Annotated in this window: 8 protein-coding genes and 5 pseudogenes; 6 read left to right on the forward strand and 7 right to left on the reverse strand. The window is 66.8% G+C overall.

Features of this window, described 5'->3' with window-relative positions; all coding sequences use genetic code 11:
* Positions 1–351 precede the first annotated feature (351 nt).
* From E5671_RS00540 to E5671_RS00550, 3 genes and pseudogenes are all read left to right on the forward strand, one after another.
* A complete protein-coding gene (locus E5671_RS00540; RefSeq protein ID WP_336605608.1) occupies positions 352–1,695 on the forward strand; it encodes an Ig domain-containing protein in 1,344 nt (447 codons plus the stop codon).
* A gap of 287 nt (positions 1,696–1,982) precedes the next feature.
* Positions 1,983–2,367, forward strand: a pseudogene (locus E5671_RS00545) (IS5 family transposase); the annotation flags it as partial.
* A gap of 448 nt (positions 2,368–2,815) precedes the next feature.
* The gene (locus E5671_RS00550; protein WP_237329973.1) at positions 2,816–4,249 is read left to right on the forward strand and encodes a hypothetical protein; all 1,434 of its coding nucleotides are present in this window, start codon (positions 2,816–2,818) and stop codon (positions 4,247–4,249) included.
* Positions 4,250–4,339: 90 nt separating this feature from the next.
* Here the strand turns inward: E5671_RS00550 and E5671_RS45765 are convergent.
* From E5671_RS45765 to E5671_RS45780, 6 genes and pseudogenes are all read right to left on the reverse strand, one after another.
* A pseudogene (locus E5671_RS45765) lies at positions 4,340–4,627 on the reverse strand (NF041680 family putative transposase); the annotation flags it as partial.
* A 252-nt stretch (positions 4,628–4,879) separates the two neighbouring features.
* Positions 4,880–5,395 (reverse strand): DUF6262 family protein, encoded by a 516-nt coding sequence (locus E5671_RS00555; protein ID WP_160501866.1) that lies wholly within the window; start codon positions 5,393–5,395, stop codon positions 4,880–4,882.
* Positions 5,392–7,809, reverse strand: a complete 2,418-nt coding sequence (locus tag E5671_RS45185; RefSeq protein ID WP_202120914.1) for a tyrosine-type recombinase/integrase — start codon at positions 7,807–7,809, stop codon at positions 5,392–5,394. Before E5671_RS45185 ends, E5671_RS00555 begins: the two co-directional genes overlap by 4 nt.
* 60 nt (positions 7,810–7,869) lie before the next feature.
* Positions 7,870–8,079 (reverse strand): hypothetical protein, encoded by a 210-nt coding sequence (locus E5671_RS45770; protein ID WP_237329974.1) that lies wholly within the window; start codon positions 8,077–8,079, stop codon positions 7,870–7,872.
* A 30-nt stretch (positions 8,080–8,109) separates the two neighbouring features.
* The gene (locus E5671_RS45775) at positions 8,110–8,661 is read right to left on the reverse strand and encodes a hypothetical protein (protein WP_237329975.1); all 552 of its coding nucleotides are present in this window, start codon (positions 8,659–8,661) and stop codon (positions 8,110–8,112) included.
* 749 nt (positions 8,662–9,410) lie between these two features.
* Positions 9,411–9,608: pseudogene (locus E5671_RS45780) on the reverse strand (NADP oxidoreductase); the annotation flags it as partial.
* Here E5671_RS45780 and E5671_RS00575 point away from each other — a divergent pair.
* Together E5671_RS00575 and E5671_RS46830 are read left to right on the forward strand one after the other, a co-directional pair.
* Positions 9,600–9,968 (forward strand): annotated as a pseudogene (locus E5671_RS00575) (telomere-associated protein Tap); the annotation flags it as partial. The pseudogenes E5671_RS45780 and E5671_RS00575 sit on opposite strands and share 9 nt — an antisense overlap.
* Positions 9,969–10,313: 345 nt before the next feature.
* Positions 10,314–11,915 (forward strand): hypothetical protein, encoded by a 1,602-nt coding sequence (locus E5671_RS46830; protein ID WP_202120915.1) that lies wholly within the window; start codon positions 10,314–10,316, stop codon positions 11,913–11,915.
* 1,345 nt (positions 11,916–13,260) lie between these two features.
* Here the strand turns inward: E5671_RS46830 and E5671_RS46835 are convergent.
* Positions 13,261–13,476, reverse strand: a pseudogene (locus tag E5671_RS46835) (helix-turn-helix domain-containing protein); the annotation flags it as partial.
* Positions 13,477–13,940: 464 nt separating this feature from the next.
* Between E5671_RS46835 and E5671_RS00590 the strand changes: the two are divergent.
* Positions 13,941–14,285 carry an IS110 family transposase gene (locus E5671_RS00590; RefSeq protein WP_160501867.1) on the forward strand — a complete coding sequence of 115 codons (345 nt, stop codon included), beginning with the start codon at positions 13,941–13,943 and terminating at the stop codon, positions 14,283–14,285.
* Positions 14,286–14,577: the final 292 nt, after the last annotated feature.

Genomic DNA, 14,577 nt, shown 5'->3' on the forward strand with positions numbered 1-14,577 from the left:
AACATCCCGGTACACCGCCTTCGCTTGCTCGTCACACCCAAACTCAGCGTGTATCCCTGCCGTGCCCGAACCACACGTAGTGGACCAGAGCTCCAACTTACGTTCACAACCATAGGGGGGCGGCCTCGGCGGCCATCTGCTCAGCTCGGCGGGCGCCCCGGCTCGACGGTGGCACAGAGCCGCCGTACCGGCGAGGGAAGACAACAAGGAATGCACCTATACCAGAACTAGGCACTGCACAACGAACCCCACGGTACATAACTTCGTACACGCTGATGCGTTCAGACCTTTCCCCGGACCACAACCTGACCAGTTGAAGACGCCCACCCACTCAACGAGAGAAGCAACACGGTGAAGATTCGTAAGCGCGGGAACCGATTAGAAGGATGCAGCTTGAATGCTTGGCCACGCTTCCGGCATCTGAAACACGGCACACGGCTGGCCCTTGCTGCGGTAATGCTCACCGGCAGCGCCGTGGTTGCCACGCAGCCGCCGACAGCGACTGCGGCGGACTCCTGCGCGAGCCTGGGCGCCTGCTACGACAACGTCGGCATCAGCCCAGACAGCGACCCCTCAGTGGCCAACTTTGACCGCCACGGAAACAGCTATTCCCAGGAGGCATTGACGGCCGCTGGCGCCGCGCGCGGGGCGGCCATCAACTCATCCGGGATGCGGTTCACCTTCCCGGACGTACCCGTGGGCGCCAGCGACAACACAGTGGCCCAGGGACAGACCATCTCCCTGTCCGGAACCGCCGACAAGCTAGGATTCCTGCTGTCGGCCAGCAACGGGGCGGCAACAGGAACCGGAACCATCACCTACACCGACGGCTCCGCCCAGAGCTACACCCTCAGCTCGCCCGACTGGTTGTCCACCACCCCGCCGAGCGACGGAGCCCTGGCTATCAGCACCGACCGCCGGAACGGGCCAGAGACCTCCTACCCGACCAGCATCTTTTCGCAGACCGTCGCCCTCACCCCGGGTAAGAGTCTCGCTTCCCTCGCCCTGCCCCCGGGGGGCCCGCTGGAACCAAGCAGCCCCGCCCTGCACATCTTCGACATCTCCAGCGTCACCACTAGCGATGCCTCCGTGGCGGTCACCAATCCGGGTAACCAGACTTCCGTGGCAGGTACGCCGGTCAACCTGCAGATCCAGGCCTCGGACTCCGACCCCGAGCAGACGCTCACCTACAGCGCCAGCGGCCTGCCGACCGGCCTGTCCATCAACCCCGGCACCGGGCTGATCTCCGGCGCCCCCACCACCGTCGCCACCTCCACCGTCACCGTCACCGCCACCCACACCGCAGGCGCCACCGGATCAGCGACCTTCACCTGGACGGTCGTCGCCCCTACATGCCGAGTTACCACCAAGCAGGCCCAGTACCACAAGCCCGTGCTCGGCTACTATTTTTATCTTGTCATGATCGACATCACTAATACCGGTAATTCAGCGATCCCCGGTCGCTGGAATCTAAAGTTCACCTTCGGTGAAGAAAGGGGCATCGTCCGCAATCCGGATGGCTATGTCGTCTCCCCAACGACCGGCAGGAACATGACTGTCACGGAAAACAAAGGTGTTGGCATCAACCCCCGAAGCACTGTTACCGTCAGCATCCTCACCTACTACTACTCCACCAAACCAACACCCGCACCCCCGGCAACCTTCGAACTCAACGGCAAGCGTTGTACCAGGTGATTAGCCTCGAACTGGGGTTGAACCGTTCCGGGTTTGGTCGAGACTCTGGGTTGTGACTGCGGCCTGGTGGGGACTGTCCAATCAACGGGTCTCCCAAGAATTTCGTAGCCGTTGATCGACTGTCTCGTTGCAGTCGGTCCGGTTGTCCCGGTGCGGCAGGCTGGTTGCCTGTGATGTCGAGCTGAAGGACCTGCTGCCGCAGCTGTCGTCGGTGCTGATCGAGGCGGTGGACGGTGACGGGGCCCTGGTCAGGGTCGGGCCGCTGCTGACCGTGCTGGTCACCGCCGCTGCTGACCGTGCTGGTCACCGCCGCGAGCGTCTCCGACACCGCGGCCGGTGTCACCTTGCTCACCCGCATCGCCGCCCCCCCACCCGCAGATACGCAAGGCGTGGGTGGGCGCCGGCTACCGGACCACCGCCATCGACCACGGCGCCCGCCTGGGCATCGACGTCCACCCCGTCCAACGCCCGCCGGGCATCAAGGGGTTCACGGTCATACCCAGACGCTGGACCATCGCGCGGAGCACCGGCTGGCTCATGCACCACCGCAGACTCGCCCGCGACTACGAAACCCACCCACACTGGTCCGAAGCCATGATCCACCTCGCGATGATCGACCTCATAGCCCGCCGCCTCACCGGCGAAGCCACCCTCAACTGGCGCGCAACCTGACCAGGGATCAAACACACCCCCACAGGGCGAAAAGCTCAGTAAGCGCGATAAGGGGTGCTCCCCAGCGGCAGGAGGCCTCGGCGGCCTCCTGCGCGGCTCAGCCGGGCCCTTCCAGGGCCATGTGCGGCTCCAGGTCAGAGGCCGTGGAGGGCGCGGAGTACCTGGTCGGCGCGGACCAAGCAAGGCGAGGGCAAACAACGCGGACCGCACCTATACCGGAGCGAGAAATGAAACAAGGGGACAGCGCCGACCGGTGCGGCTCCTGAAAGCAGGCGCGGGTGAGGGCAGCAGTTCTGGCAGCCTGGCCTGCCATGACAAGGGGTGAAACGCCGCCCGCCCGGTACCCCGCCAACCTCGAATAGGCTAGGACATGAAATCCTATAGTGCGGCGTTCTCAGCGCCGGGGATCAATACCCCGTTTGACGGCAAAGGCTACCGCGTACCGAGCTTGTACTGCCTCAACACCGCAGCCAACACCTACGACCGCTACGAATGGTCCGGCACCAAACGCCCCTGGTTCGGCGACACACCCGACGGCCAGGGAAAAATCGTAGGGACCTCGTCAGCAGACCCCGGCCTGTTCGGCCACTGGGCCATCCCCTGGAACACCGTCGACGGCACCCTCTGCGTAGACACCAGCCACGTCTACCTGTTCAACGGCACCAACTGCATCTACTACACCCTCGAAGCAACAGGATCCTTCACGGACCGCACACCAGAAACAGACGACGTCACCAACCCCATGCCCATCTCCGAATTATTCGGCTACGGGGGAGCCTTCGCCCTCAACAAAGTCGAGGCCGCCTTCTTCACCGCGGACAAGAAAAAGAAGATCTGGTTCTTCGGCGACAACTGGTGCTACCTCATCGACGCCACCACCCACAAGCCCGAGGACGGCTTCACCTCCGGCGCCCAACCCATCAGCAACCAATGGAGCAACCTCCCCAACGACCTCAAGAACGGCCTCACCTGGGCCGCCCCCATCCTCGACGGAACATCCGGCAACGTCCAAGACAGCGCCCACCTCGTCACCGGCACCAACTGGGCCCCTGTCATCCCCAGCGCCAAAACCGCCAACCTCGCCCTCTACACCGACCCCAACAACAACGACAACGGCAACGACTTCTCCGTCCCCACCGACGTCACCACCATCACCCTCGAACTCTGGGGACCTGGGGGTAACGGAGGCAGCGGCGGTGCCGGCTACGGATACGCGTATGGCCATCCAGGAGGTACTGGAGGGGACGGTGGCTGCGGCGCCTACATACGGAAGGTCATTTCCCCTGCTCCCAGTTCACTCACCCTCCACCTCGGCACTCCAGGAACGTGCACCTTCTACGGCTCAAGCCTCATCGCTGCCGGTGGTGGTGCCGGCGGCGGTGGCGGCGGCGGTGACTACGGCTACCAGAGCGGCTCAGCCGGCGACGGGGGTAGCGGTGGTGGCGGCGACGGTGGCAGCGGCGGCAGTGCCAGTGGCCGCTTCGCCGGAGGAGGCGGTAACGGCGGCAGCGGCGGCAACGGCGCGGGCGGAAGCCAGGGCTCGGGTGGCCGTGGTGCCGCTGGCGGCGGAGGTGGCGGCGGAGGTGGCGCTGGCGCCGGCCTCCTTCGCACTGATGGTGGGGGCGGTGGAGGCGGAAGCGCCGGAACGGGCAGCGGCAGCGGTGGCGGAGGCGGCGGAGGTTCCCAGGGTCTGAGCATGGCTGATGGGGCTGTCCTCAAACCATGTGCGGACGGCTCCCCCCGAACGCCCTACACCCAGTTCTGCGCAGGCGTAGGCGAGGGCGGCACAGGCGGCACAGGCGGCGCAGGCGACCAAGGTCTCGACAACCCTGGCAGCAATGGTGGTGTGGGCGGCAACGGCGCCGCCCGCATCACCTGGTGATCCCGGCAGGACCCACCACCCCTCGGCCTGCGCACCCGCAGGCCGAGGGACCTCCTCCCCGAACCAGCCAATGGACACTAAGCTTGCCGTTTATCCAGTCGTGCTGGTGATGAGGTCAGGCGTTGGGTCCGGCTTGCCCTGTTTCCCGACGGGGTGCACGTGTGCACGGTGCCTGTTCTTCATGCCGGTTGGTCGGCCGGGACCTGCGATGGTGGGTTTCGGTGCGCTGGCCGGCTGAGGGGATTTCCCGTGGAGACAGCGAAATCCTCGACGGACGCGTGCGGGTGTGAGGCGCCCTTGGCGTGGGGGCCGCTCCCAGGGTTTGCGGAGGTCTTCGGCGAGGGGCCGGGCGAGGCGGAGTTGGGTGTGTGAGGCGAGAGGACGAGCCAGACGCCTCACGAAGCTAAAAGTCAAGCCGCAGCGGCATGCGAGCGAGGGAACGCTGTCACTTCATCGAACAACTCGTGGTTCTTCAGGCAGTGATAAAGCTGGCCGTTCTCTGGGGGACCCGAGTGCCGCAGATGGTCGGCTGCCCATGTTTGTGCAGGTGGGCGTTCTGACGGGTTGAGGATGGCAGTGCGACAGGTGTGGTGCAATCGCTGAATCGGGCGATGTGCGCTGTGCGGGACTTCACGAACTCGCGTTGAGGGTGGCCATGAGCTGGCGGTTGGCTGCTCGGGCCGCGACGAGGTCTTCTTCTCGTTCGGACAGTTCGGCGGTCAGGTCCGCATTGTGCTGTTCAAGCTGGGTGATCCGCTCTTGAAGTGCGTGGATGTCGGTCGGGGCGCCGAGCCCGGATTCCTGCCAGACCCGCTCGCCCAGGGCCCGTGACAAGGCCTCCTCGAGCTGGCGGATCCGGGCGGTGAGGCGACTGTTGCGATCGTTGGCGTTCGCGAGATCCGCTTGCAGCGACGCCGAGGTGACGCCGTGCCCGTCGACGGCCTGCGTCTGCGTCTCCGCGGCTTGGATCTCCTGGAGCAGGTCGCTGTGGCGATAGAAGAAGCTGCGGTCCAGGCCGGCTCGCCGGGCGATGCCGGAGATGCTGACGGGTTCGCCGGCGGCGAGTACTTCACGCAGGGCGGTGCGAGCGCGTTCGCGGCGGCGGGAAGTGGCGGCCTGGCGCCCGTCCTGCAGGGAAGAGGTCATGAGCTGTGTCCTGGCTGGAAGTCGGGGCGAGGCTGGCGGACTTGGGGCATGCCGATGTGAACCGGGCGTCGGCCTCGGCGGTCGAACGCGATGGCCTCGTCGAGCTCGGCTCGTTCCTCCGGCAGCAGGTCGTCGAGGTCGGTCTTGACCCGGCGGATGAGGCGTCGGACCCGGGTGATCTCCTCATCGGACGGCACCGCTTCGGCTTTCGCCCAGTCGTCGGCGTCGAGGGCCGAGGCGAGACGTTCGCGGTTCCGTAGGAGGTCGCTGAGGTATGCCTCGAGGTCGGGGAGGTAGGAGGCGTCGGTGCGGAAGTGGCCGCAGCCGACGCAGCGGAATCGGACCGGGCAGTCCTTGCCGCCCGCGGCGACGTTGGCTGGTTCGGTGCAGAGGCCATAGGGAACGGCGACTTCGCCGATGGCCCGGCGGGCTCGCTCGGAGTCGAGGAGGGCTTGTGCCTTGCGCCAGATGCGGTTGCCGTGGCGGTCGAACTGCATGGCCGTGACACGGTCGACGGCCTCTCGCCGTCGTTCTTCGCTGACCCGGTAGTACCCCTGTGTGGTTGACAACTGCTGGTGTGACATGAGCTCTTTGAGCACATCGACTGGGACACCGGCGTCGGCATGCCATTGGGCATAGCTGTGCCGGTAGGCATAGAGGAAGATCTTGTCCTTGTCGAACGGCACCAACGTGGGCTTGCCGTCCTTGCCGGGAATCGGGATCACGATGTCGGGCATCGCGTCCGCCCATGTGCGGTGTCGGTCACTGAGCCATCCGGCGGTGATCGGCCTGCGGCCTTCCTTGCTGATGACGGCGCTGGGCAGCAGTTTGAGCTCCTTCTGTGGGGTGTGAGGGAAGCGTTCGCGTACTCGTTGCTGCTGTCGGAGGATCAGCTCGGATGTCTCCTGGGCGATGGGGAGGCGTCGGCTCAGGCGATGGCCCTTGTGGTTGGAGTAGATCAAGACCGGCTGGCCGTCGTCATCACGGGCGAGGCAGTCCCAGGGCAGCTTGCAGACCTCGCCGGGGCGGCGGCCGGTGTCGATGAGGATCTCGATAGCGGTGCGGATCTCTGGGCTGGAGCGGTCGTCGAGCTTGGGGAGTTCAGCGACGACGACCCGCATCACCTCGTCGGGCAGGTCCCGGCCGGCTTCGGCGTCCTCGGGCTCGTCCGGGATGTCTTCCTCGCGCAGGACAACGTCGTCCGGAAGGCCGTGCAGCGGCTCGTGCGGCCGGGTCAGAGCCAGGGCCCGCATCCGGTTGAGGCAGCGACGGACGTGGCGGCTGATCGTCAGCCGACGGTTTGCAGTGATCTTCTCTTGCTCTTGGAGGTAGGCCAGACGATTGGTGAAAGCGGTGATGTCCAGGCGGGACAGACCAGTTGGGGTTGCTCCGTCGTCCGGCCGTTGGATCCGGAGGCTGTCGGAGAACTGGATCATCGAGTTGATGACGTCCTGGACGGTGCCGCCCGGGTTGTCACCGCGTCGTCGAGGAAGGTCGTCGTAGGCCCAGCGTTTCATCGCCTCGCGCAGCCAGGGCTGGCTGATGCGGGCGAAGCGGAGGAGGCCGCTGCAGCCGAAGGCCCGGCAGTCCCAGGTGTCCTTGTGCCGTTCCGTCTCCGCCGACAGCCCGACCAGGTCCACTGCCTTGGTGAAACCGTGGACGAGATCGCGACTGCCGCGGCCAAGTGGTGCGGCGTCGAGGTCGAGGAGGGAGGCCGCGCTGGTGGCCAGCAGGGCGGTGCAGACAGGGCGAAAGACCCAGAAGGCGGTGCGGCGGCCGCTGCGGGTCCGTTCCTGCAGTCCGAACAACAGCTCCGCGGTCACCAGGTCCGGCAGGCCCCGGAGGCTGACGATGTCCTTCGAGGAGACCGGCGGTTCCGTGCGGCGCCAGTGGTCTTCGTCGAGGAGGAGGCCCTTGCGTCGCAGTGCACTCAGCCGGGCGGCGTGTGCGCTGCAGTAGGTCGAGTTGATGCCCTGTCGCTGGCGTCCGCAGGCGATCACTTCGCAAGGGCCGTAGGCCGGGAGCGGCCGGATGCCGGGCTGGCGGATGAACTCCTCGAGCGAGAGCCGTCGGCGCTGCTGTTGCCCTTCGTGCGTGGTGCACAGTTGCGGGACCGAGCTCCGCCAGATCCGCCGGCATCCAGGGACGTGACAGAGAACGGTGCCGACCTGGAGTCGGTCGGCCCGCGGGTCCTTCGTGGCCGAGCTCGCGTACTCCTCCAAGGGACGGCCGTCGCGCTTCCAGCGCAAGCCGCAGGGCGAGCACAGCCTGGTACTGGCCGTGATGGCTTCGCCGCATCCCTGAATCCGGCAGGGCCGCCAGCCGAGTTGGGGATGCTGCTGGGGAAAGACGATGGTCCTGGCCGCGGGATCCCAGCAGATGCTCGTCAGGAAGTCCTCGGCAACAGCCGCCATCACCGGATCGGCACGAGATGTCGATGCGTCGGCGCGCCCGGTAAGGCGCTGCCGCCAGGCTCATCGGTCCTCCTGGCCGTTCTCGCGCGGGCTGGGAACCCGGCCGACCGCGGCCCGCAGCCGCCGGACGTCAGGGCTGAGGTAGGGGCGGGGTGAGCGCGGGTCCTTCTGACCGAGGAGCCGCTGTACTTCGTCGAGCGAGCCCCCGGCGTCGGCGACGTTGCTGCCGAACGCCCACCGGAGCATGTGCGGGGTGAGGTGCCGCTCCAAGCTCGCTCTCCGGGCAAGCCGTTCGACCAGCTAACCCACCGCATCCGGGGTGACCGGCGAGCCCAGCGGCGGGCGGAAGAGGTTCACCAGCAGAAAGTCGCTGCCGTCGTTGCCCAGGAACTCATGACGCTCGTAGACGTACTGGTCGAATGCCTGGACCACGAGGAAGTCGACCGGGAACCAGATCGAAGAACGCCGCTTGGACCACGCGGTGTTGGTGTTCTGGCGCCGCACGACGTGCAGGTGCGGCCCCTCGACATCGCAGCCCAGAACGCGGGAGTCCACCATCAGATGGGCATCGCAGCGACGCAGGCCCGCCAGCTGCCCGACGCGCAGCCCCACCCGGGCCAGCAGGAGAACGATCAGCCGGTCGCGTGCCGAACGGCAGGCATGCAGCAGCGCGACAATCTCCTCGTCACTGGCCCGGTTCACCTCGATCTCGGGCTCCTGCAGCCGGTGCCGGGCGCCGAGCCGATAGCCGACCCCAGCGTCCTCGCCCTGGGCCTCCAGCGGTAGATCCTGCGTGCTGGCGATCTCGAAGAGCGGCCCGAGGACCCATCCAGGCGCCTCCTTCGCCGCCACCGCATGCGCCAGAAACCGCGTACTCCGGTCAGCACCCCGTTGATCCGGCGCTCCCGGCGGACCTGGTCCACCCCGGGCCCTGCCACTACGACCTGCGAGGCCCCGCCGGAGCTGTACTTGAGCCAGACGATGAACAGCCCCAAGTCGCCCGCCGCTGTCGACCAGTCGCGACCCATGCGCAGGCACCACCGCATGTACAACGCGATGGCCCCGGCGTACGACTTCGTGGTCAGCTCGGCGCGGCTTCGGCCGAACCTGAGATCCCGCAGGTACCGGTCCGCGACCGGCATCACTTGCAACTGGTCGTCAATGACTGTCCAGTACCGGCTTCCCGACGGCATGCGGACCAAGAACGCGTCCATCCACTTCCCCTGTCGTGCACCTCACGCGACGGCCCACCACAAGCACCACACCCCCAGAAAACCGTCGTCCCAGAGACCAACGAAGAGGATCAGACAACGTCACACCACACGAGATCGGACCCCAGAGAATGGCCGAGGAGGCGGTTGAACGGCGCATGCCGTGTCCGTGGCGTGCCCTCAACTCCGGAGCGGATCGCGTAGCGGGCGTTCCAGTCTGTTGCTCGGTGCGGACGTGCGGGTCGCGGAGTTCTCGCAGGGGATAAAGCCCGCTGCACGAACCCGGGAGACTTCACCTCGATATGGACAGCAGGCTCGACATCACCAGGAGGCCCGTCGCCGTGATGCGGCGGCGGGCGCTCCTTTTTCGGTAGTCCGTCGAGCGTTTGCTCAGGCGGGAAGCTCGGTGACGCTGAGGGCGAAGTCCAAGTTTCCCACCCCGTGGTTGGCGAGGCCCACAGTGACCACGCCCGCTCCTTCCAGCCAGTGCGCCATTTTCAGGCCGCCGACGTCCAGTGGGCGCATCCCGAGGCTCTCGATGAACGCTTCCACGCTTGCCTTGGCCTGCGCATCGTCACCAGCGATGAGGAGTGCACGCTGCCCTTCGCGGTCGGCCTGGACCTCAACACCGCGTTCCTGGCCGCCGCGGCCCGCCTGGTCGTTGGCCTGTCCGCCCCGGACCACTTCCACACCCCGACGTTCAACCCGAAGATCCCCGGCTCCTGGCTGGTCGACCTGTCCCACATCGAGCTGGATCCGTGCCGGCCCTCACCGTTCACCCCGGACGGCACCCGGCCGACCGGCCCGGCCCGGTACCAGACGCACACCGTCGCCTACGCCCAGGAGCTCGGCTACGACGTGCACCCGATCGAGGCGTACCTGCGCCGCGAGACCGGCGCGTACCTGGACCCGTGGCACGACCGCCTCAAGACAGCATACATCGACACATAAGTTGAAAGAAAACCCCTCCGACACCAGCCCCTTTAACGCGCCCGGTTTCAGCGCAGCCGGTGTCACAGGCGACTACGAACGACGGAGCAGCTGTCATGGAGGCGAGGGAAACCGGCGGGTGACGCACCTATACCAGCAATAGGAATTTACGACGAAGCGCGTAGGAGTTTGCGACGGGCGAGACGAGAACGCGGTCGCAGTGATCGGGGTCTCAAGCCAACCGCATTACCTCTCCCGCTGTTCACGCAGGTTTGGACCGATAGCCGGCCCTGCAACCCGAAGCGCCCTGGAGGCACACCCCACCCGATGCCCCACCCCGGCCCGGAAGGAAGCACCACCATGATGACTACTTACAATGCGGCGTTCTCAGCGCCGGCAGTGCAAACCCCCTTTGACGGCAACGGCCACCGCGCACCGAGCCTGTACTGCCTCAACACCGCAGCCAACACCTACGACCGCTACGAATGGTCCGGCACCAAACGGCCCTGGTTCGGCGACACACCCGACCCCCAACACCAGGGAAAACTCGTAGGGACCTCGTCAGCAGACCCCGGCCTGTTCGGCCACTGGGCCATCCCCTGGAACACCGTCGACGGCACCCTCTGCGTAGACACCAAACACATCTACCTGTTCAACGGCACCACCTGCATCTACTACACCCTCGAAGCAACAGGCTCCTACACCGACCACACACCCAAAACCGACGCCGTCACCGACCCCATACCCATCTCCTCAGTATTCGGGTCCACCTACAACAAATCCATGGTCTTCCCCCTCCCCAAAGTCGACGCCGCCTTCCTCACCGCCAACAAGAAGATCTGGTTCTTCGGCAACAACCAGTGCTACCTCATCGACTTCACTACCCACACCCCCGAGCCCGACTTCCAAGACAGCAACGGAAAACCCACAGCCCTCAACATCAACGCCACAACCAACGCACAAGGAAACCGCTGGACCGGCTGGGCCGGCCTCCCCGCCGACTTCACCAACGGCCTCACCTGGGCCGCCCCCACCCTCGACGGAACATCCGGCAACGTCCAAGACAAAGCAACCCTGGGCACCCGTGACAGAACCGACACCGGAACCATCTGGTGCACCGCTACCCCCAGCACCGGCAGTGGCACGGGCAGCGGCGGGGCCCTCTGCACCGACCCCGGCGCCCCCAGATTCACCATCCCCGACAACGCCACGCAGATCATGCTCGAACTCTGGGGACCCGGCGGAGGAGGTGCCAACGGCGGCGGCAATGGCGGCAATGCTGGCAAGGGTGGCAACGGCGGCAACGGCGGAGCCGGCGCCTACATCAAGGCGACCATCCCCGCGTCACCAGGCCCCAGCGGCGTCCACATCGGCGCCCCAGGCGACTGCACCTACTACTACCCCTCCCACGGCAGCGCCTCCAACCTCATCGCTGGGGGCGGGGGCGGCGGCGGCGGGGGCGGCGCAGGCTTGGCCGCCGGCGCCGGCGGGGGCGGCGGGGGCGGCGCCGGAACCGACGGCACTATAGGGCGTGGTTACGGTCCCGGATCCAGCGGCTGGGGCGGCGACACCACCACCCACAGCAGCGGCGCCGGGGGAGATGGCCGCCATGGCGGCCAGGGGGGCGCCGGCGGTGCCGCCGGGCAAGCTGGCGGCGCCGGCGGCGGCTGGTCCGGTGGCGGTGGCGGTGGCGGTGGCGGCTCCGGCTTCGGCGGCTTCGGGGGTGGTGGTGGCGGCGGCTACAGTGGCACCAGCTGCGGCGGCGGCGGTGGCGGCGGCGCCCAAGGACCGAGCCAGTATCCCGACGGAGCCGTCTTCAAACCCTGCGCCGACGGAGACCCCCGCACCCCTTACGCAGAACTTGACGGCAGCGCAGGATTCGGCGGTGTCGGTGGCGCTGGCGGCGTCGTCGGCGGCGCCGGTACACCGGGAGGCAACGGCGCTGCTCGCATCAGCTGGTCGTAGCACCCACAGACGAGCCCGCCGCAGCAAGGATCTTCAGAGGGGCCGCTGATCGGGTGATGTCTGGTGGCCCGTATGTAGGGTCGGGACTGGAAACGGAGCGTGAGCCACCGCACCAGTCCCCGTCCCTACTCACCACTCTTGGCCGGGACGGGTGTTGGGCTGACGCTGACGGTACCAGCGTGGGTACCGGCGGCGACACGACCACCCACAACAGCGGCGCCAGCAACAGTGGGGGCGGCGCCGGCGGCTCCGGCGACAACCCTGGGCAAGCCGGCGGCATGGGCTCCGCTGGCGACGCCGGAGGCGGTGGAGGCGGTGGAGGCGGCAAAGACTTCGGAGGCGGCGGCTCCGGCGGCTGCAGCGGCGACTCCAGTGGCAGTGGCGGAGGAGGCGGCGCCCAGGGACCAACTTCATCCTGCTGGCGCCCTCTTCAAACCCCGCGTCGACGGCGACCCCCGCACCCCTTACACGAGCTTTACGACAGCACCATCGGATTCGGCGGCACCCCGAACAACCCCGGAGGCAACGGCGCCGCCCGCATCACCTGGTAACCCCGCTAAGGACCAGTGGTGTCCCGGCCTACCAACCCACAGGCCGGCCCGGGAGACCACCTCCTCCCCGAACCAATCGGCAGGCAGGCACGGCCAGGCTGAGCAGCCCCTTCCGGCAGCACGGCAGGCTGCCGACACCAGGCCATGCATGGGGTCTTGAGGCGTCGTCGCTGGCCGCAAGCCAGGGCAGCGGGGACGCGCAGGAAGCGGTACCGCAGGACCCTGACGGCGGCCTGGCCCATGCCGCCGTCAACTCCAAGGAGTTGAAGCAATTGCGCAGTTCACAGGCGACCCGGAAGTGGCAAGCCAGGCCCGGTTGACGGATGCAGCCACACCTCCACCCGCCGACGGCACGAGTCCGCCAGCTCCCGGCGTCCCACCTCGCCGCAAACCCCCGAGCCTGGGCCTGCCATCTGGTCCCACACGTCCCCGCACAAGCTAAAGCCACATCGTGCGTTCCCACAGCACCCCGGCGACCCTGCCCCTTCATCCCAGGAATCAACAGAGGGCCGCGTTCGCTCGCCCTCCCGCCAGCAATTTCCCCATGCGGCTCCGAGGGGTCGCCCTCCAGGCCCAGGCGTTCGCTGCCCTGCGCTCACCCGCCCGTTGCTACTCCGACAAACAACGCCCGCGACATCGGCTCCACCCCCGCCCCGCGCCAGCCCGGCAACCGGCTCGTCGGAATCCTCCCTGGCGGGCCGCTTGCGTGGACCTTGCGCTGGGCGTGACCGCGGACAGCGGGAACCTCCCTGGTACGCGTGCCCCTGACGGCCGGCGCGTCACCGAAGTGCACATGGGCCCTTCGAACGCAGCGCGTCCGGACCGCACTCCCACCAAAGCGCGTACCAGGCATAAGCCGACTTCCGCGATACCCGAAGCCACCGGGCCACCACCGGCGGCTCCATCCCGCTCTCGAACATCTCCGCGGCCTCGAATCGAACCCGTTCCCGGTACGCCCGCTGCTCCGCAGTCAGACCGCCGCCATCGGGATACCTCTTAACTACCGGCATATGCTGGCCAGCTGATCCACCGTCACTCGAAACGAAGGTCTCAGCCCCCATCTCAGCACTCACAGGAGTCATCGGTCACACAGACGGTGCGACGCATTGGCCCTTGTGAGATCTTACGCGATTTCTCACGCAACCACGCGTACCTGACACTTCTGCAGTTGACAACTCGCCTTCGCGGAAATAGTCGGCGCCCTAATACCTTGGCAAGAACTAACGGATCATTCACGTCAACGCCATTCCCCAATCGCTCGCATCATCGCCGATAGATCGACAACTTCACTCGTTAGGCTGACCTTGGTCCGCGCCCGGTGAACTGGGGTCGCTAATCGAGCCGTTGCTGCCTGAGTCGGAGGGCTGAAGTTGGTGGAGAGACGACGCATTGATACCGGTGACGACGCTACCGGATTCGACGAGCTCACCAGGCTGCTGACCGAGCACGGGGGCACGCCGGACACCCCCTTCCAGTGGCGATCGAAACGGCCCGCGGGCTATTGGTGGCCTGCCTGCTGGCCTCAGGGCGCCAGGTGTTCGCGATCAACCCGCTGGCGGTGGCTGGCTATCACGACAGGCACTCGGTCGCACGCAAGAAATCCAACGTCATCGACGCGACGGCCCTGGCGAACATTCTGGCCGCCTATCGGGCGCTGTCCGCCGACACCAAGTCAGCCCAGGCAATAGCCGTGCTGGCCAGCAGGATGCGGTCCGAGACCGGACACCAGGCCCACAACAAGCTCCGCTCTCAGCTCGCGAGTCCTACCCGTCGGTCCTCGTCCCCTGCGCAGACAACCTTGATAATCTCACCGCCCTAATGGGAGGGGATTCCCGTCTGACTGCCGGTGGTAACCGGTTCCCACCGCCAAGGGAAAGATCGAATGCTTTCACTGCACCCTGCGCGAGGAGTTCCTCCATCACGTGGCGCCGTTCGAGACGCTGGCCTCGCCCGAGTAAGCGTCGAGGGCTGGGTACACTCCTACAACCATCAACGTCGCACCAGGCCCTGCGCACGGCCACTCCGTCCGTCTCTTCCCACCCGTGCCGCCGTCGGCCGCGGTGACGAGCATCCTGAACAGGTAGTTGCCGAACCGGAGTTGGTTATCGACG

Source organism: Streptomyces sp. BA2, from assembly GCF_009769735.1.
Lineage (GTDB): Bacteria > Actinomycetota > Actinomycetes > Streptomycetales > Streptomycetaceae > Streptomyces.

Coding starts and splice junctions, on each gene's coding strand:
- E5671_RS00555 (WP_160501866.1), bottom strand. CDS start 5,395: ATGACCTCTTCCCTGCAGGACGGGCGCCAGGCCGCCACTTCCCGCCGC.
- E5671_RS45185 (WP_202120914.1), bottom strand. CDS start 7,809: ATGGCGGCTGTTGCCGAGGACTTCCTGACGAGCATCTGCTGGGATCCC.
- E5671_RS46830 (WP_202120915.1), top strand. CDS start 10,314: ATGACTACTTACAATGCGGCGTTCTCAGCGCCGGCAGTGCAAACCCCC.